This window comes from Williamsia sp. SKLECPSW1, from assembly GCF_054332755.1.
The window spans coordinates 3,234,276-3,252,689 of record NZ_JBTGLI010000001.1 but is presented as its reverse complement, the minus strand read 5'-3'; the positions used below and the strand labels follow the sequence as shown (position 1 = coordinate 3,252,689).

The 18,414-nt window shown below is 71.9% G+C and carries 14 protein-coding genes; 8 read left to right on the top strand and 6 right to left on the bottom strand.

The annotated features are described in order from the left end of the window. Positions 1-11 precede the first annotated feature (11 nt). The 3 genes from ACXVUM_RS15295 to ACXVUM_RS15285 are packed head-to-tail and all read left to right on the top strand — an operon-like array spanning position 12 to position 6,404. The gene (locus ACXVUM_RS15295; RefSeq protein ID WP_458522626.1) at positions 12-4,700 is read left to right on the top strand and encodes an ATP-dependent helicase; all 4,689 of its coding nucleotides are present in this window, start codon (positions 12-14) and stop codon (positions 4,698-4,700) included. A 1-nt stretch (position 4,701) separates the two neighbouring features. Continuing rightward, positions 4,702-5,505, top strand: a complete 804-nt coding sequence (locus ACXVUM_RS15290; RefSeq protein WP_458522625.1) for a DNA-formamidopyrimidine glycosylase family protein — start codon at positions 4,702-4,704, stop codon at positions 5,503-5,505. Beyond that, positions 5,502-6,404: an SDR family NAD(P)-dependent oxidoreductase gene (locus ACXVUM_RS15285; protein ID WP_458522624.1), complete on the top strand. Its 903-nt coding sequence runs from the start codon at positions 5,502-5,504 to the stop codon at positions 6,402-6,404. The genes ACXVUM_RS15290 and ACXVUM_RS15285 overlap by 4 nt, the downstream gene beginning before the upstream one ends. A 168-nt stretch (positions 6,405-6,572) precedes the next feature. On the opposite strand, the gene glpD is transcribed toward ACXVUM_RS15285, so the two are convergent. Continuing rightward, entirely contained in the window at positions 6,573-8,330 is a 1,758-nt protein-coding gene (glpD, locus tag ACXVUM_RS15280; protein ID WP_458522623.1) for a glycerol-3-phosphate dehydrogenase, read from the bottom strand. A gap of 275 nt (positions 8,331-8,605) precedes the next feature. On the opposite strand from glpD, the gene ACXVUM_RS15275 reads away from it, so the two are divergent. Next, positions 8,606-9,841, top strand: coding sequence for an aminotransferase-like domain-containing protein (locus ACXVUM_RS15275; RefSeq protein WP_458522622.1), 1,236 nt, complete (start codon positions 8,606-8,608; stop codon positions 9,839-9,841). Here the strand turns inward: ACXVUM_RS15275 and ACXVUM_RS15270 are convergent. Continuing rightward, the gene (locus ACXVUM_RS15270) at positions 9,795-11,222 is read right to left on the bottom strand and encodes an NAD(P)H-quinone dehydrogenase (RefSeq protein ID WP_458522621.1); all 1,428 of its coding nucleotides are present in this window, start codon (positions 11,220-11,222) and stop codon (positions 9,795-9,797) included. The two genes, ACXVUM_RS15275 and ACXVUM_RS15270, sit on opposite strands and share 47 nt — an antisense overlap. A 146-nt stretch (positions 11,223-11,368) precedes the next feature. Between ACXVUM_RS15270 and ACXVUM_RS15265 the strand changes: the two genes are divergently transcribed. After that, positions 11,369-11,857: a gamma-glutamylcyclotransferase gene (locus ACXVUM_RS15265; protein WP_458522620.1), complete on the top strand. Its 489-nt coding sequence runs from the start codon at positions 11,369-11,371 to the stop codon at positions 11,855-11,857. Between the two features lie 73 nt (positions 11,858-11,930). Here ACXVUM_RS15265 and ACXVUM_RS15260 read toward each other — a convergent pair whose 3' ends face one another. After that, positions 11,931-13,037, bottom strand: coding sequence for an amidohydrolase (locus tag ACXVUM_RS15260; protein ID WP_458522891.1), 1,107 nt, complete (start codon positions 13,035-13,037; stop codon positions 11,931-11,933). Between the two features lie 74 nt (positions 13,038-13,111). Further along, entirely contained in the window at positions 13,112-13,798 is a 687-nt protein-coding gene (locus tag ACXVUM_RS15255; protein WP_458522619.1) for an enoyl-CoA hydratase/isomerase family protein, read from the bottom strand. Between the two features lie 109 nt (positions 13,799-13,907). Here ACXVUM_RS15255 and ACXVUM_RS15250 point away from each other — a divergent pair, with 109 nt between their 5' ends. From ACXVUM_RS15250 to ACXVUM_RS15240, 3 genes are read left to right on the top strand one after another with little or no spacing between them, the layout of a single operon-like run. After that, on the top strand, positions 13,908-14,732 hold the full coding sequence (locus ACXVUM_RS15250; RefSeq protein ID WP_458522618.1) for a purine-nucleoside phosphorylase: 825 nt from the start codon (positions 13,908-13,910) through the stop codon (positions 14,730-14,732). Next, entirely contained in the window at positions 14,729-16,435 is a 1,707-nt protein-coding gene (locus tag ACXVUM_RS15245) for a phospho-sugar mutase (RefSeq protein ID WP_458522617.1), read from the top strand. Before ACXVUM_RS15250 ends, ACXVUM_RS15245 begins: the two co-directional genes overlap by 4 nt. Continuing rightward, positions 16,422-17,231: an ABC transporter ATP-binding protein gene (locus ACXVUM_RS15240; RefSeq protein WP_458522616.1), complete on the top strand. Its 810-nt coding sequence runs from the start codon at positions 16,422-16,424 to the stop codon at positions 17,229-17,231. The genes ACXVUM_RS15245 and ACXVUM_RS15240 overlap by 14 nt, the downstream gene beginning before the upstream one ends. Here the strand turns inward: ACXVUM_RS15240 and ACXVUM_RS15235 are convergent. Both ACXVUM_RS15235 and upp read right to left on the bottom strand, forming a co-directional pair. Beyond that, a complete protein-coding gene (locus ACXVUM_RS15235; protein WP_458522615.1) occupies positions 17,221-17,721 on the bottom strand; it encodes an NUDIX domain-containing protein in 501 nt (166 codons plus the stop codon). The two genes, ACXVUM_RS15240 and ACXVUM_RS15235, sit on opposite strands and share 11 nt — an antisense overlap. Next, the gene (gene upp / locus ACXVUM_RS15230) at positions 17,718-18,386 is read right to left on the bottom strand and encodes a uracil phosphoribosyltransferase (RefSeq protein ID WP_458522890.1); all 669 of its coding nucleotides are present in this window, start codon (positions 18,384-18,386) and stop codon (positions 17,718-17,720) included. Before upp ends, ACXVUM_RS15235 begins: the two co-directional genes overlap by 4 nt. Positions 18,387-18,414 lie beyond the last annotated feature (28 nt).

The following is an 18,414-nucleotide window of genomic DNA, read 5'->3' as shown; positions in this document are numbered from 1 at the left end:
ATGATGGACCGATGAGCACGGCCACCGCCGAGGTGCTGGAACGGTTCAGCGCGCCGACCCGCGACTGGTTCACCGGTGCCTTCGCCGCGCCCACCGCCGCCCAGCTCGGTGCCTGGTCGTCCATCGCCGACGGTGACCACACGCTCGTCGTCGCCCCGACGGGGTCCGGCAAGACGTTGTCGGCGTTCCTGTGGGCACTCGACCGTCTCGCCCGGGAGTCCGGCGGAGGTGAGACCCGTACGCACACCACGTCGGTCCTCTACATCTCGCCGCTCAAAGCCCTCGCCGTGGACGTCGAACGCAACCTGCGCGCGCCCCTGGCGGGCCTGCAGCGGTCGGCGGCGGCGCTGGGCCTGCCGGCACCGGACATCACGGTCGGCGTCCGATCGGGGGACACCCCGACGACGCAGCGCCGTCAGCTGCTGCGCACCCCGCCGGACATCCTCATCACCACGCCGGAGTCGCTGTTCCTGATGTTGACCTCGTCGGCGCGGGACACGTTGCGCGAGGTGCACACCGTCATCGTCGACGAGGTGCACGCGGTCGCGTCGACGAAGCGCGGTACCCATCTGGCCCTGTCACTGGAACGGCTCGACGCCCTGCTCGAGCGGCCCGCGCAGCGCATCGGGCTGTCGGCGACGGTCCGCCCGCCGGAGCGGGTCGCGCAGTTCCTCGCGGGGTCGGCGCCCTGCACCGTGGTCGCGCCGCCGGCGGAGAAGACCTTCGACCTGACAGTCGACGTCCCGGTTCCGGACATGGCCAACATCCCACCTCCGCCCGGTGTGGACGACCTCGACGACGAGATGACCCCCACCGCGGGCTCCCTGTGGCCGTACGTCGAGAACGGCATCGTCGACCTCGTCGAGAAGAACCGGTCGACCATCGTGTTCGCCAACTCCCGACGCCTCGCCGAGCGACTCACGGCCCGCCTCAACGAGATCCATGCCGAGCGGTCCGGTGTCGACCTCGAGACCGACGGCAACGACGCCGTCCCCGGCGGGGCACCGGCCTACGTGATGGGCAGCGGGTCGAGCCAGGGCGCGCCACCGGTCCTCGCCCGTGCCCACCACGGGTCGGTGTCGAAGGAGCAACGCGCACTGATCGAGGACGACCTCAAGGCCGGTCGGCTGCGCTGCGTCGTCGCGACGAGCTCGCTGGAGCTCGGGATCGACATGGGTGCAGTCGATCTCGTCGTGCAGGTGGAGACGCCGCCGTCGGTGGCCGGCGGGCTCCAACGGATCGGACGCGCCGGTCATCAGGTGGGTGAGATCAGCCGTGGCGTGGTGTTCCCCAAGCACCGGGCAGACCTCGTCCACGCGACGGTCGCGGTGCGACGGATGCGCGACGGACTCATCGAGGAGATCGCCGTCCCGGCCAACCCGCTGGACATCCTGGCCCAGCACACCGTGGCCGCCAGCGCCGTCGACGTCCTCGACGTGCAGGACTGGTACGAGACGGTCCGCCGCGCGGCGCCGTACGCGACGCTCGCCTGGTCGGTGTACGAGGCGACCCTCGACCTGCTGTCGGGGCGCTACCCGTCCGACGAGTTCGCCGAGCTGCGGCCCCGCGTGGTGTGGGATCGCGACGCCAACACCATCACCGGCCGGCCCGGCGCGCAGCGCCTCGCGGTCACCTCGGGCGGGTCCATCCCCGACCGCGGGATGTTCGGGGTGTTCATGGTGGGCGAGAAGGCCACGCGTGTCGGTGAACTCGACGAGGAGATGGTCTACGAGTCCCGCGTCGGCGACGTGTTCGCGCTCGGCGCGTCGAGTTGGCGGATCGAGGACATCACCCACGACCGCGTACTGGTCTCCCCCGCCGCCGGCGTCCCCGGCAGGCTGCCGTTCTGGATCGGCGACGCCGTCGGCCGCCCGAGCGAACTGGGTCGCGCGATCGGCGCGTTCATCGGCGAGGTCGGCGATGCCCTGACCCGCGGCGACACCTCGACGCTCACCGCGCAGACCGAACACCTCGGCCTCACCGCGTTCGCGCGCGACAACCTCGTGTCGCTCATCTCCGAGCAGCGCGAGGCGACCGGGCATCTCCCGACCGACCGCACCCTCGTGCTCGAACGGTTCCGCGACGAGCTCGGCGACTGGCGCCTGGTCCTGCACTCGCCCTACGGATTGCGGGTGCATGCGCCGTGGGCGTCGGCGATCGGCGCGCGTCTGCGCGACCGCGTCGGCGTCGACGGCGCGGTCACCGCCTCCGACGACGGCATCATCATCCGACTGCCCGACACCGACGACGAACCCCCCGGTGCGTCGATCGTGGCGCTCGACCCCGACGAGATCGAGGACATCGTCACCGACGAGCTCGGCGGATCGGCGTTGTTCGCCAGTCGGTTCCGCGAATGCGCGGCCCGCGCCCTGCTGCTTCCGCGCCGAAACCCCGGCCGCCGGGCACCGCTGTGGCAGCAACGCCAACGCAGTGCGCAGCTGCTGCAGGTGGCCGCCCGCCACCCGCAGTTCCCGATCATCCTGGAGACGTTGCGCGAGTGTCTGCAGGACGTCTACGACCTGCCCGCCCTCGTCGACCTGCTGCGATCGGTCAGCGGGCGGACGATCCGCATCGTCGAGGTCGCCACCGAGACGCCGTCACCGTTCGCGGCGTCGTTGCTGTTCGGGTACGTCGGCGCCTTCATGTACGAAGACGACGCGCCGCTCGCCGAGCGTCGGGCCGCTGCACTGTCCCTCGACACCGCGCTGCTCGCCCAGCTGCTCGGTCGCATCGACCTGCGGGAACTGCTCGACCCCGCCGTCATCACCGATGTCGAGGCGCGCCTGCAGCGCACCCACCCCGACCGCCGCGCCCACGACGCGGAGGGGATCACCGATCTCCTCCGGTGGCTCGGCCCGCTCACCGACGCCGAGATCGCCGACCGGTTCGACACGCGTGACGACGACACCGACCCCGCCGACGCGATCCCACCACTGCTCGAGAACCTGCACGTCACCGGTCGCATCATCACCGTCAACCACGGCGGACGGGTGCTGTGGGCCGGCGTCGAGGACACCTCCCGACTGCGCGACGCGCTCGGCATCCCCGCGCCGCAGGGTGTCCCGGCCGCGTTCACCGAACCCGTCGACGACCCCGTGGGCGACCTCGTCGCGCGCTTCGCCCGGACCCACGGACCGTTCACCGGTCGGCAGGTCACCGAGGCACTCGGTCTCGCGCCCGCGGTCGTCCGCGACACCCTCGCCCGACTGGCGGGCGAGCGCAGGGTGGTCGAGGGCGACTTCCGCGCGGACCTGCCGGGCGGGTCGGCCGGCGACACCCGTCAGTGGTGCAACACGGAGGTGCTGTCACAGATCCGGCGTGCGTCACTGGCCGCGAGCCGCGCCGAGATCGCGCCCGTCCCGACCGACGCGTTCACGCGGTTCCTCCTCGACTGGCAGCACGTGACCGGCCCCGACCGCACCCGCCTCCGAGGCGTCGACGGTGTGGCGGCGGCGATCGACCAACTCGCCGGCGTCCCACTGCCCGCATCGGCCTGGGAGACGCTGATCCTGCCCTCCCGTGTGGTCGGCTACAGCCCGGCCATGCTCGACGAGCTCATCGCCTCGGGTGAGGTGGTCTGGTCCGGGCACGGCGCGCTCGGCTCCTCGGACGGTTGGATCGCGCTGCACCCCGCCGACCTCGCGCCCCTCACCGTCGGCGAGCCGGGTGCCCTCGACTCGACCGCCGTCCACGAGGAGATCCTCGAGCGCCTCGCCGCGGGTGGCGCGTACCAGTTCCGTCAGCTCCTCGCGCCACGCGCGCCGGAGTCCGCGACCCCGGTGCCGTCGGACGAGGACCTGGAACGGTCCCTGTGGGACCTCGTGTGGACCGGGCGGGTCGGCAACGACTCGTACGCCCCGGTCCGCGCTCTGCTCGGTCGCCGGTCCTCGGGGCCGCGCGGCACCCCTGCGCATCGGCAACGAGCGCGACCGCCGCGCCTGCGGGCGCATCGCCTGACCACCCGCCACCTCACCGCGAACCCCGCGGTGACGCGCGCCGCTCCCCCGACGGTCACGGGGCGCTGGTACGCCTTCGACGCCCGGGTCACCGATGCCACGGTGGAGACCCACGGACTCTGCGAGCAACTCCTCGAGCGCTACGGCGTCGTCACCAAGGGCGCGGTGATGACCGAGGAGATCATGGGCGGGTTCGCCCGGATCTACCGCGGCCTGTCGGGGTTCGAGGACAGCGGCAAGGTGCGCCGCGGTTATTTCGTGGACGGACTGGGGGGCGCACAGTTCGCGGCCGTGTCGACCGTCGACGCCCTGCGCGAGCATGCCGGTGACGTCACCGACGACCGCCGGACCCGCGGCGGCTCGGACAGCGACAGCGGCGAGGGCAGCGGTGTCGTCGTCGCCTCCTGCGATCCGGCCAACCCCTACGGCGCCACCCTGCCGTGGCCGGAGACCGAGGGCCACCGCCCCGGCCGCAAACCGGGTGCACTCGTCGTCCTCGTCGACGGGCGTCTGGCGCTGTTCGTCGAGCGGGGCGGCAAGACGGTCCTCACGTTCGGCGACGACAACCTGCCCGCCGCCGCGGCCGCCCTCGCGGACGCGGTGCGGGCCGGGCGCGTCGACCGCCTGCAGATCGAACGCGTCGACGGGGCCACCGTCCTCGGCACCCCGGCGGCCACCGTCTTCACCGAGGCCGGTTTCACCGCCACCCCGCGCGGGATCCGTCTGCGTCACATGGCCCGCTGACGTGCCCGAGGGTGACACCGCGTATCAGGCCGCCGCGTCGATCGCTGCTGCCTTCACCGGGAAAACGCTGGCGTACAGCCAGTTCCGCGTCCCGCGTCACGCCACCGTCGATCTCGTCGGCCGGACGGTCGAGGCGGCGCGGTCGATCGGCAAGCACGTCCTCGTCGACGTCGGCGACGACTGGGCCGTCCACACGCACATGAAGATGGAGGGCGTCTGGCGCGTGCACCCCGTCGGGACGCGCTGGACGAAGCCCGCGTACACCGCGCGACTGGTGTTGCGCACCGAGACCCACGAGGCCGTCGGGTTCGACCTCGGCATCTGCGAGATGCTGCGTCACCCCGACGAGGCCCTCGCCCACCTCGGCCCCGATCTGCTCGGACCGACATGGGATCCCGACGCCGCCGTGGTCAACCTCGGCCGCGACGGCGACCGGCCGATCGGTCTGGCCCTGCTCGACCAGCGCCTGATGGCCGGCGTCGGCAACGTCTACCGGTGCGAGGCGTGTTTCCTGCGGGGGGTGCACCCGCGCACCCCGGTGCGCGACGTGGACCTGCCGGCGATGGTCGACCTGTGCCATCGGTTGCTGATCGCGAACAAGGCCCGCATCCGCACCACCACGGGCCAGACGCGGAACCGGCGCTACTGGGTGTACGGCCGCGGCGGCCGTCCGTGCATGCGGTGCGGCACACCGATCGAGCGCGGATTCCTCGGCAGGCCCGACACCGCCGAGGAGCGGGTGCTCTACCACTGCCCACGGTGTCAGCCCGCCCCGCCGGCCACCTCGCTACCCTCGGGTCCATGACAACGACGTCGCCCGTGCGCCCGTGGAGCCCCGACCGACTCGGCGACCGGACCGGTCAACGGGTGATCGTCACCGGCGCGACGAACGGCGTCGGGTTCGCGACCGCCCGCGCACTGGCCCGGGCCGGGGCGCACGTGATCCTCGCCGTCCGTGACACCGAACGCGGCGAACGACGCGCACGTGAGATCGGCGGCTCGACCGAGGTCTCCCATCTCGATCTGGCCGACCTGTCCACCGTGCGGGCGTTCGCCGACCGGCTCACCGATCCCGTCGACATCCTGGTGAACAACGCGGGAGTCGTGCTGGTGTCCCGCCGCGACACCGTCGACGGGTTCGAGGCCACCATCGGGACCAACTTCCTCGGGCCGTTCGCGCTGACGAACCTCATCGCCGATCGCGTGCGCGAGGCGATCGTCATCGTCGGGTCCGACGCACACCGGATGACGTCTCTGCGTCTCGACGACCTCGACCTGCGGTCGGGGTGGAACGCCCAGCGCGCCTATGCGCAGTCGAAGCTCGCGGACATGCTGTGGGGACTCGAACTCGACCGTCGTCTGCGCGCGGCGGGGTCGTCGGTATCGGTGACGCTGACCCATCCGGGGTGGGTGCGGTCGAACCTGTCGTCCGTCGGTGACGGACCGATCGCGAAGGTGGGTCATGCCGTCGTGTCGACGGTCGGACGTGTGTTCGCCAATGACATCGACGCCGGTGCCGCGCCCACGCTGTACGCGCTCACCGAGCCGCTTCCCTCGGGCAGCTTCGTCGGCGTCGACGGCCGTTTCGGGTTGAAGGGGCCGCCGACGCTGTCCGGCCGGACCGCCGAGGCCTCGAATCACGAACTCGCCGCGGCACTCTGGGACATCGCCGAGCGCCGCACGGACACCCACTGGCCCCTCTGACGCTCCGCGTACAGGGTTACCGCTCCGGTTGTTCGAGGACGCTCCGCATGCATCCGGAGCGTCCTCGAACACGTGGAGCGTCTGCGTGAATGCGCCCTGTCGGTGGAGCGCCCGCACCAGAAGTGGAGCGTGTGCGCCGGGCACACGCGGGACACCGAGCGACTGTGGTCACTCCGGTACGGGCACCGGTTCCAGGATCTGGCCGCGGGACTCGGGGGCGGCCGCGCGCAGGGCGTCGGCGGAGGCGTCGTCGGGCTGGCGCTGCGACTCGATCTCGGCCTCGACGCGACTGCGGTAGGTCTCGACCTCCGTGTCGATCTCGGCCGCGGACCACCCGAGGACCGGTGCGACGATCTCGGCGACCTCGCGGGCGCAGTCGACGCCTCGGTGCGCGTACTCGATGGAGATCCGGGTACGCCGGGCCAGCAGGTCCTCCAGGTGCAGCGCACCCTCACACCGTGCGGCGTAGTCGATCTCGACGCGCAGGTACTGCGGCGCCGCGGCCAGCGGCTCCAGCAGTCCCGGGTCGTCGCCGGCGACGGCGAGCACCTCGTCGATCAGCGAGCCGTACCGGTTGAGCAACCGGCGGATCCGGTACGGGTGCAGCCCGTAACGCTGCCCGAGGTGATCGCACTGGTTGACCAGCGCGAAGTAGCCGTCGGCACCGATCAATGGCACCCGCTCGGTGACCGAGTCGGCCACGCGGGTCGGGATGAAGTCGGTGCACGCGTCGACGGCGTCGGCCGCCATCACCCGATACGTCGTGTACTTGCCACCGGCGATCGACACCAGACCCGGCGACGGCGATGCGACGGCGTGTTCCCGCGACAGCTTCGACGTCTCGTCGTTCTCCCCCGCGAGCAGGGGCCGCAGCCCGGCGTAGACGCCCTCGATGTCGTCGTGGGTGAGCGGCGTCACGAGCACGTCGTTGACGCGGTCGAGGATGTAGTCGATGTCGGCGCGGGTCGCGGCGGGATGCGCGAGATCGAGGTTCCAGTCGGTGTCGGTGGTGCCGATGATCCAATGCGTCTCCCACGGGATCACGAACAGCACCGACGTCGGCGTGCGGAGGATGATCGCGGTCTCGCTGACGATGCGGTCCCGCGGCACCACGATGTGCACGCCCTTCGACGCCCGCACACGGAAACGTCCGCGTTCCTTCGACAACGCCTGCACCTCGTCGGTCCACACGCCGGCGGCGTTGATGACACAGTGCGACCGGATCTCCGTCTCGGCGCCGGTCTCGGTGTCGCGGACCCGTACGCCGCTGACCCGGTCCGCCTCGCGGAGGAACGAGACCACCTGCGTCGAGAGTCGGACCACCGCGCCGTACTGGGCCGCGGTGCGGGCCACGGTGAGACTGTGGCGGGCGTCGTCGACGACGGTGTCGTGGTAGCGGATGCCGCCGGTGAGCGCGGATCGCTTCAGCGCCGGGGCCGCCCGCAGCGCCCCCGACCGGCTCACGTGGTGCTGCCCCGGCAGGCTCCGGGCTCCCCCGAGCGTGTCGTACAGGAACAGCCCGGCGGCGACGTACGGGCGCTCCCAGATCCGGTGTGTGAGCGGGTACAGGAAGGGCAGCGGCTTCACCAGATGAGGCGCCAGGGTCCGCAGCGAGAGTTCACGTTCGTGCAGGGCCTCACGGACCAGACCGAACTCCAGTTGCTCGAGGTAGCGCAGCCCGCCGTGGAACATCTTCGACGACCGGCTCGACGTGCCCGAGGCGATGTCACGCGCCTCGACGAGGGCCACCCGCAGACCCCGGGTCGCGGCGTCGAGTGCTGCGCCCGCGCCCACCACACCTGCGCCGACCACCACGACGTCGAACTTCTCGTCGGTGAGCCGCTGCCAGGCCTCGTCACGACGGGCCGGGCTCAGATCGGCGGGGCGATCGCCGTGGTCGGATGCGGTGGACGGAAGGTCGGTCATGAGCGCTGGACTTCCTCACACGAGACAGCGGGACACGAGACTGGGGGGCACGAGACAGGGGGAACCGGGGTGTCCCGCACCGATGTTACCCGCGGGTAGCCGGCCGGCACGGTGAACGCGGGAGCCCCGCCGTCCACCCGCACCCCGTAAGATTTCCCACTTTATGGGATTCGAATTTCGTACCGTGGGATCACGCGCTATTGTCGACGTCACGGGTGACCCCCGTCGTCCCTCGGTGACCACCAGCATCACCTCACCGATCCTCGGGAGCCCTCATGTCCCCCATCTCGCCCGCACCCCTGCCGCCCGCTCCGCTGTCATCCGAGACCGTCGGCTCGTCCGCGGCACGCTCCGTCCGCAGCTCGGCCATCCGTGATCTGCTCGCCGTCACCGAACGGCCCGACATCCTCGGTCTCGCGGGCGGTCTGCCCGCCACCGACCTCATCCCGCGCGCTCGCATCGCCGCTGCGACCTCCGAGGTGCTCACCGATCCCGGATCGCTGCAGTACACGGTCAGCGCGGGAACCGCCGCATGTCGTCGCGCGATCGCCCGGTACGAGGGTGTCGACGTCGGTGACGTGTTGGTCACCCACGGATCGCAGCAGGCGCTCTCGCTGCTGGCGACGGCGCTGGTGGACCCCGGGGACGTCGTCGTCGTCGACGACCCCGTCTACGTCGGGGCCCGACAGGCGTTCGAGGCCGTGCGCGCCGACATCCGCGGCCTGCCGCTGACATCGAACGGCATCGACACCGACCTCCTCGAGCGGTGGTGCCGGGACGGTCTGCGCCCGCGGCTCGTCCACACGGTGGCGACGTTCCACAATCCCGGCGGTGTCAGTGCCGACGAGGGCCGTAGGCGTCACCTCGCGCAGCTCGCCGACACCTACGGGTTCTGGGTCGTCGACGACGATCCCTACGGCCGGTTGCGGTTCCGCGGTGTCGACCCCGGACCGATCCGGCGGCACGGGGACCGCGTGATCTCGCTCGGCTCGGCGTCGAAGATCCTGGCGCCGGCATTGCGGGTGGGGTGGATGCTGGCGCCCGCCGCGGTGATCGACACCGTCGAACGCCTCCGTCAGTCGGCCGATCTGTGCGGGTCGACACTCACCCAGTCGGTGACCGCGGCCCTCCTCGACGACAGCGCGTGGCTCGATCAGCACCTCGACACCATCCGTCGCGCCTACGCCGAGCGGGCCGAGGCCCTCGTGTCCGCCCTGTGGGCGGAGCTGCCCGACGATGCGCGGATCTCACGGCCCGACGGCGGGATGTTCTGCTGGGTGCGGGTGCCCGGCCTGGACGCGACGGGATGCCTGGCCGTCGCGGCCGCCGAGGGCGTCGCGTTCGTGCCCGGCCCGGCGTTCGCGGTCGAGCGCGATCTCGGGGACTGCCTGCGCGTCAGCTACGCCACCCTCGACCCGGACCACCTGCGGGTCGCGGCGTCACGACTGGGGCGGGCTGTCGCGATCAGTCGAGGTCGTCGTGGCGGATCAGCTGACGCGCGGCCTCGGTGACCGAGCCGGTGAGCGACGGGTAGACCGAGAAGGTCTGCGCGAGATCGTTGACGGGCAGCTTGTTCTGCACGGCGAGCGCGATCGGCAGGATGAGTTCGGAGGCGTTCGGCGCCACCACCACCCCACCGATGACGACGCCGGTGGCGGGACGGCAGAAGATCTTCACGAAACCGCGTCGCAGACCGCTCATCTTGGCGCGCGGATTGGTCGAGAGCGGCAGCATCACGGTGCGTGCCGGGTACTCGCCGTCGTCGATGGCCTGTTGGCTGACACCGACGGTCGCGATCTCCGGGCGCGTGAAGATGGCCGACGCCACCGTCTTGAGCTTGATCGGGGCCACACCCTCACCGAGGGAGTGGTACATCGCGATCCGTCCCTGCATCGCCGCGACCGACGCCAGCGGGAGCAGGCCGGTGCAGTCACCGGCCGCGTACACGCCGGGGGCCGAGGTGCGGGAGACACGGTCGACGGCGATGTACCCACCCGGCGACAGCTCGATGCCGACCTTGTCCAGGCCGAGGTGTCCGGTGTTCGGGACCGACCCGACCGTCATCAACGCATGGGAGCCGGAGACGACCCGCCCGTCGGACAGGTGCACCTCGATACCGTCACCGACACGGGTGACCTTGTCGGCACGGGCGTGCTTGACGAGCTCGACGCCACGCTCGGCCAGCACCTCCTCGAGCACCAACGCCGCGTCCTCGTCCTCACCCGGCAGCACGCGATCACGGCTGGAGACGAGGGTGACCTTCACACCGAGCTCGGTGTAGGCGTGCACGAACTCCGCACCCGTCACACCCGAGCCGACGACCACCAGGTGCTCGGGCAGGTCGTCCAGGTCGTAGAGCTGACGCCAGGTGAGGATGCGCTCCCCGTCGGGCTGCGCCGAGGGCAACACGCGCGGTGAGGCGCCGGTGGCGATGAGCACCACGTCGGCGGTCAGCGTGTCCTCGGGCGCGTCGGGGATGGGCTGTCCGTGCGCGTCGGTCGGGGTCACGATGACGCTGTGCGTCGACAGCCCCGGTTCGGCGTCGGCGAGTCGGCCACGCCCGGCGACGATCGTCACGCCCTCGCTGACCAGCCTCGACCGGATGTCGGCGGATTGGGCGAACGCGAGGTCACGGACACGTTGGTGGATCTGCGGCAGGGAGACCAGCGCGGCGTCGTGGGAGAGGTTGATCCCCAGGTCGACGGCACGGCGGACCTCGGTACGGATGCCCGTCGAGGCGATGAAGGTCTTCGACGGGACGCAGTCCCAGAGGACGCACGCACCGCCGACCCCGTCGGCGTCGACGACGGTCACGTCGGCGCCGTAGGCGGCCCCGGCCAGTGCTGCCTCGTATCCGGCGGGTCCGCCGCCGATGATCACGATCCTCGTCACGCGTCCCTCACCGTCACCTGTCGTCACACTCCTCGCCGGTCGGCCCCGCCCTCGCAACGGTCGGCCGCTGTCAAAACTAGACGATCGGGACACCCGACGCCGACCGCCCCGTTCCCCGCACGGCGTCGACCCTCTAGGCTTTCGCCGTGCCGATCTACGCCGCCTACGGGTCGAACATGCACCCCGACCAGATGTCGGAGAGGGCGCCGCATTCCCCGATGTCGGGGACGGGGTGGCTGACCGGGTGGCGCCTGACGTTCGGCGGCGGCGACATCGGCTGGGAGGGCGCGCTCGCCACCGTCACCGAGGACCGCTCCGATCCGCACGCCAAGGTGTTCGTGGTCCTCTACGACGTGACCGAGGAGGACGAGTCCTCCCTCGACTCGTGGGAGGGGTCGGAGCTCGGCATCCACCGCAAGATCCGCGCCCGCGTCGACACCGACGACGGCCCGGTCCTCGCGTGGCTCTACGTCCTCGACGCGTTCGAGGGGGGCCTGCCGTCCGCGCGCTATCTCGGGGTGATGGCCGAGGCCGCCGAGATCGCCGGTGCACCTGCCGAGTACGTCCACGCGCTGCGGGTCCGCGACGCACGCAACGTGGGGCCCGGGCCCGGCGCCGCCGACCCCGACCTCTGAGTCGTCCCGTCGGACGGCTCCCGACCGCGTCGACGGATCCGTGTCCGGCGCGACCGGCCACAGGCGGGACGGATCAGTGCTGCAGGACGATCCCGGCCATCGTCGCGACACCGACGTCGAGGGCACGCTCGTCGAGATCGAAGTTCGGTTGGTGCAGGTCGACCGGATCGCCCTGCCCGTTCCACACGCCCAGGCGCGCCATCGCGCCGGGCACGTGCTCGAGGTACCAGGAGAAGTCCTCGCCGCCGCCCGACTGCGGTGTGTCAGCCACGGTCCCGGGCGCGATGGCCTCGGCACTGCGGCGGATCATCTCCGTCGCGACCGTGTCGTTGACGACCGGCGGCACACCGCGTCGATAGTGCAGTTCGTGTGCGACGCCCAACGGACGCAGCAGACCCTCGACGGCGTCGACGACGAGCGGCTCCAACAACGCCCACGTCGCGTGGTCACCGGTGCGGACGGTTCCGCGCAGCCGACCCTCCTGCGGGATCGCGTTGGGCGCGTTCCCGGCGTGCGCGGCACCCCACACCATGACGGTCCCCGTGCGCGGGTCGACACGCCGTGACAACACGGCGGGCAGCCCGGTGATGACGGTCCCCATCGCGTGGACGAGGTCGCCGGTCAGGTGCGGGCGGGACGTGTGACCGCCGGGCGAGTGCAGGACCACCTCGATGTGGTCGGCCGCGGAGGTGATCGCACCCTCACGCAGACCGACGTGACCGACGGCGAGCTTGGGGTCGCAGTGCAGCGCGAAGATCCGCGAGATGCCCTGTGTCACACCGGCGTCGATCGCGTCGAGCGCGCCGCCCGGCATGACCTCCTCGGCCGCCTGGAACAGCAGCCGCACCCCGACCGGCAGGTCGCCCACCTCGGCGAGGATCGCGGCGACACCCATCAGGACGGCGGTGTGCGCGTCGTGGCCACAGGAGTGCGAGACACCGTCGACCGTGGAGGAGAACGGCAGACCGGTGCGTTCGGCGATCGGCAACGCGTCCATGTCGGCACGCAGCGCGACCCGGGGTTCCGACGGTCCGAGGTCGCAGACCACACCGGTGCCCAGCGGGAGCCGCTGGGGGGTCAACCCCAGCGACCGCAGGTGCGTCATGACGATGTCGGTGGTGCGGTGTTCCTGCCGCGACAGCTCGGGGTGGGCGTGCAGGTCCCGTCGCCACCCGATCATGGTCTCGCGGTGTGCGGCCAGCCAGCGCGAGACCGCCTCCGCGCGGGCGGGATCCGGCCCGGGCGGGGTGTTCGTCATCGAGCTGCGGTCGGCGCCAGGTCGGCGAGGAGGCCGCGGCGCATGGTCCTCTTGATCCCGGCCAGGTTCGCCCCCGCCACCGCGACGCGTGACTGCGCGACCTCGCGTGCGCGCGTCAGCAGGTCGTCGACGGCGACCGCCTCCTCCACGACGCCCGATGCGGCGGCATCGGCGCCGCCGTATCGACGCGCCGTCGTCATCGCCTCGGTGCGGGTGCTCTCCGGGAGGCGTTGCGCCAGCAGGGATGCCATCCCGACCGGGAACGGCATGCCCAGGGCCACCTCGGGCAGCGACCAGAAACCCCGTTCGGTGCGCATGATGCGGTGATCAGCACACACCGCCAGCATCGCGCCCGCACCGAAGGCGTGGCCGTTGACCGCGGCGACGGTCGCGACCGGCAACGTCAGCACTCGGGCGTAGACGGCGTGCACCCTGTCGATGTAGGTGTCGAGCGTCGACGGATCGCTCACCTCGGCGATCTCGAGGCCGTTGCTGAAGAACTTGCCGGTCGCCGTGATGACCAGGGCTCCCTGCGCGGCGTCCTCGACCTGCTCGAGCGCGGCCTCCATGCCGGCGAGCCAGGCCGTCGAGAAGCGGTTCTCCGGGTTGTCGGGGTCGAGCTCGTGCCCCTCGGTCCCGAGGTACAGCTCCCACAGGTCTCCGGAGCGGGTCAGGTACGGCATCGCACGACCATATCGCTAGGCCCGGCGCCGTCCCCCACCGTGTTCGGCGGGCTCGGTGGGGTGGACCCGGCGCCGAGCCCGCCGTCGTGCCCGGTTCTACGCTCGACCCATGAGCACCCCCGTGCCCCCGGCCGATCCCGTGAGCGATCCCGACGGAGCCGCAGCGCAGGCGGCCGCGGTCCTCGCGGAGCGACTCTCCTCCCCCGCGCACGACGTCGCGGTGGTGCTGGGCTCCGGGTGGTCCCCGGCCGCGGACGGCATCGGGGTGACGCGCGCCTCGGTGTCCATGGCGGAGGTCCCGGGCTTCACGGCACCGCGGGCCGCCGGCCATGCGGGGACGATCCACTCGGTCGACGTCGACGGTCGCCGCGTGCTCGTGCTGCTGGGCCGCACGCATGCCTACGAGGGCCACCCCCTCGAGCGTGTCGTGCACGGCGTCCGCACTGCGGCCGCCGCCGGTGCACACACCGTCGTGCTGACCAACGCCGCCGGCGGCATCCGCGACGGCATGTCGGTGGGTCAGCCCGTCCTCATCTCCGACCACCTGAACCTCACCGCGCGCTCGCCGCTGCGGGGAGCACAGTTCGTCGACATGGTCGACGCGTACTCCCCGCGGCTGCGGGAGGTGGCACGCCGCATCGACCCGTCACTGGTCGACGGTGTCTACGCCGGACTCCCCGGCCCGCACTACGAGACGCCCGCCGAGATCCGGATGCTCGCCACCCTGGGAGCCGACCTCGTGGGCATGTCGACCGTGCACGAGACCATCGCCGCGCGGGCGGCCGGTCTCGACGTCCTCGGCATCTCGCTCGTGACGAACCTGGCGGCCGGCATCACCGGCGCCCCCCTCGACCACGTCGAGGTCCTCGCGGCCGGTCAGTCGTCGGCCGCGGCGCTGGGCGGACTGCTGGGCCGCGTGATCGGCGCACTGTGAGCGACGACCCGTCGCTCACCGACGCGGTGTACGCGTGGCTCGCCGCCGACCCGGACCCCGCCACCCGTGCGGAACTCATCGCTCTCGACGACGACTCGCTCGCCGAACGATTCGCCGCACCGGTGCGGTTCGGCACGGCGGGTCTCCGTGGGCCGGTGCGGGCGGGCCCCGCCGGGATGAACCGACTCGTCGTGCGGCGAGCCACCGAGGCACTGGCGACGTGGCTGCGGGGTCACCGGTCGGCCACCGAGACCGTGGTGGTCGGACGCGACGCCCGACACGGCTCGGCGGAGTTCGCCGCCGAGGCCACGGCGGTCCTGCGGCAGCGGGGATTCGACGTCGTCGCGCTTCCGGGCGCCGTGCCCACACCCGTCCTGGCCCACACCACCCGGGCGCTGCACGCCGCGGCGGGGATCATGGTCACCGCCTCGCACAACCCACCCGTCGACAACGGGTACAAGGTCTACCTCGACGGCGACGACCTCACCCGCGGTGCCCAGCTCGTCCCCCCGGCCGACACCGAGATCGAGAACCTGATGGCCACCGTGGCCACACACCCTGCCGCCGAGGCGATCTCGACGACGGCCGACGCCGAGGACCCGCACGGCGACGACCCGCGCGCCGACGAGGCCGTCGATGCGTACCTCGCACGGCTCGCCACACGGTTCGGCGCCGGACCACGCCCGGTGCGTGTCGCGCTCACCGCGTTGCACGGGGTTGGCGGGACCGTCGCCCTCGCGGCTCTGGGCGCCGCAGGGGTGGGCGACATCGCCGTCGTCGACGAGCAGTTCGCGCCCGACCCCGACTTCCCCACCGTCGCGTTCCCCAACCCGGAGGAACCGGGAGCAGCCGACCGGGTGCTCGACCTCGCGCGCACGACCGGCGCCGACCTCGCGATCGCCCTCGACCCCGACGCCGATCGCTGCGCGGTCGGGGCGGAGATCGACGGGGTGTGGCGGATGCTGACCGGCGACGAGACCGGCGCCCTGCTGGCCGACCACCTCCTTCGGACCACCTCGAAGGCAGACCCTCTCGTCGCGTCGACGATCGTGTCGGGATCTCTCGTGGACCGCGTCTGCGCGGCGCACGGCGCCCGGTTCGCTCGCACGCTCACCGGTTTCAAGTGGCTGGTCCGGGCGGGCGAGGGGCTGCTGTACGCCTACGAGGAGGCCATCGGACACTGCGTCGACCCCGACGGCGTCCGCGACAAGGACGGGATCGCCACCGCCGTCGCGCTCGTCGACCTCGTCGACTCCCGCAGACGGACCGGGATCCCCGCTCGTCAGGCACTCGGGGCCGCTCTCGACGACCTCACCGACCGCCACGGCGTCCACCTCACGGGTCAGGTCTCGCACCGCACCGACGACCTGACCGACATCACCGAGGCGATGACGCGGCTGCGGACCTCCCCGCCCGCCGCCCTGCTCGGTGTGCCCGCCGTCGTCGACGACCACGCCACCCGCACCGACGGGCTGCGCACCGACGCCGTCGCCGTCACCGCCGAGGACGAGACCGCCCGGCTGCGCATCGTCGTCCGGCCGTCGGGCACCGAGCCGAAAGTGAAGGCGTACCTGGAGATCGCTCTCCCGCCCGTCCCGGCAGATGCTCGCGACGACGCACGCCGACGCGCACAGGACCGCCTGGCCCTGCTGCGCACGACCGCGACAGAACTCGTGACCGGAGGTGTCGATGACCGTCGATGAGAAGGAGCCCGTCGTCGAGACCACGGGCGTCGACGTCGTGCGCGGTGGGCGACATCTCCTGTCCGACATCGGCCTTCGCGTCCACGCGGGTGAACACTGGGCGTTGCTGGGACCCAACGGTGCGGGCAAGTCGACACTCCTGCACATCCTGGGCGCGTTCGGTCATCCCACCCGCGGGACGGTGGACGTCCTCGGCGCACGGCTCGGCCGGGTCGACATGCGCGAACTGCGCACACACATCGGCCACGTCGACCCCCGACACCGTCTCGACCTCCCCACCCCCGCACACGACGTCGTGCTCACGGGTCTGACGAACACCCCCGAGCTCGACCGCAGACGCACGTACACACGCGCCGAGCACGATCGCGCCGACGAACTGCTCGACATCCTGGGCATGGCGTCGCGACGGGACCTGTCGTGGACGACGATGAGTCAGGGTGAACGCGGCCGGACACTCGTCGCCCGCGCCCTGATCGGTGCGCCGTCGCTCGTGCTGTTGGACGAACCGGCGACCGGCCTCGACCTCGCGGCGCGCGAGCAGCTGCTCATCGGGATCGACGAACTGCGCACGCAGGTACCCGATCTCGCGAGCATCATGGTGACCCACCACCTCGAGGACCTCCCGACGAGCACGTCGCACGCACTGTTGCTCGCCGACGGACGTGCGGTCGCGCAGGGGCCCGTGGACACCGCGCTGACGTCGGAGACGGTGAGCGCGTGCTTCGACCACCCCGTCCACCTCGACCGCGTCCGTGGCCGGTGGAGTGCGACCACCCGCGCCGCGACTACGAACTGACGAGCTCGCCGTCGTCGAACACGACGCTGCGGACCGCAGTGGAGGTCTCGAACAGCATCGGCACCAGCGGATGCGGCTCGAACCGCCCCTCCGACAGCTCGTCACGGGTACGCCACCGGAACGTGTGGTCGGTCTCCCACCCCCGGGCGTCGTCGAGATCGAGGTCGGCGCCGTCGACGTCGAAGCAGAACAGGATCTCGCGGATCCGTCGACCGGCCCGCGGGAACGAGTTCTCCACCATCAGCAGCAGCGGGCCGACCGGGAGCGGGACCCCGATCTCCGTCATCAGCTCCCGCTCGCAGGCGTCGAACGCGGTCTCGGCGACCCGGACCCGACCGCCCGGGAGGAACTCGTGCGACAGCGAGCGGTGACCGCAGGTGAGCACGGCCTCGCCGGAACGGACGAGCGCCGCCGACCGGACACCGAACCGTCCCGCCCCCATCACTCGCGGGACGACATCGGGCCCGGGGTCGGGCCCGTCGCCGCTCACCGGGGGCCGAACTGTCGATCGCCGGCGTCGCCGAGTCCGGGGACGATGTAGGCGTCGTCGTTCAACCCGTCGTCGACGGCCGCGGTCACGAGTCGAACCGGGGTGGGGCAGTCGGCGAGCGCGGCGATGCCCTCCGGGGCGGCGACGACGCACACCGCCGTCACGTCGACCGCTCCCCGCCCGGCGAGCAGCCCGATGGTGTGGACCATCGATCCGCCGGTCGCGAGCATCGGGTCGAGCACGAACACCGGCGTGCGGGAGAGGTCGGCGGGCAGCGACTCGAGGTACGGCACCGGTTCGTGGGTGGTCTCGTCGCGGGCGATGCCGACGAACCCGACGTTCGCCTCCGGGATCATCGCGTGGGCCTGCTCGACCATCCCCAGCCCGGCCCGCAACACCGGCACCAGCAGTGGCGGGGTGGCGAGACGCGACCCGGTCGTCGGCGTCACCGGCGTCTCGATCTCGACCGTGCTCTCCGCAGCGTCCGCGAGGGCCTCGTAGACGAGCATCTGTGTCAGGTCGGCGAGTGCCCCGCGGAAGGCCGCGTTGTCGGTGCGTCGATCGCGCAGCGTGGTGAGCCGCGCGTGCGCCAGCGGGTGGTCCACGACCGTCACCGCGTCGGTCTCGCGTCGGTCCACCGCGGGGGAACTCGCGTCGCCGTCCATCGGTGCATCGTAGAGCGCCGGCGCCGGC

Coding starts and splice junctions, on each gene's coding strand:
- ACXVUM_RS15295 (WP_458522626.1), top strand. CDS start 12: ATGAGCACGGCCACCGCCGAGGTGCTGGAACGGTTCAGCGCGCCGACC.
- ACXVUM_RS15285 (WP_458522624.1), top strand. CDS start 5,502: ATGACAACGACGTCGCCCGTGCGCCCGTGGAGCCCCGACCGACTCGGC.
- glpD (WP_458522623.1), bottom strand. CDS start 8,330: ATGACCGACCTTCCGTCCACCGCATCCGACCACGGCGATCGCCCCGCC.
- ACXVUM_RS15275 (WP_458522622.1), top strand. CDS start 8,606: ATGTCCCCCATCTCGCCCGCACCCCTGCCGCCCGCTCCGCTGTCATCC.
- ACXVUM_RS15260 (WP_458522891.1), bottom strand. CDS start 13,037: ATGATCGGGTGGCGACGGGACCTGCACGCCCACCCCGAGCTGTCGCGG.
- ACXVUM_RS15255 (WP_458522619.1), bottom strand. CDS start 13,798: ATGCCGTACCTGACCCGCTCCGGAGACCTGTGGGAGCTGTACCTCGGG.
- ACXVUM_RS15250 (WP_458522618.1), top strand. CDS start 13,908: ATGAGCACCCCCGTGCCCCCGGCCGATCCCGTGAGCGATCCCGACGGA.
- ACXVUM_RS15240 (WP_458522616.1), top strand. CDS start 16,422: ATGACCGTCGATGAGAAGGAGCCCGTCGTCGAGACCACGGGCGTCGAC.
- upp (WP_458522890.1), bottom strand. CDS start 18,386: ATGGACGGCGACGCGAGTTCCCCCGCGGTGGACCGACGCGAGACCGAC.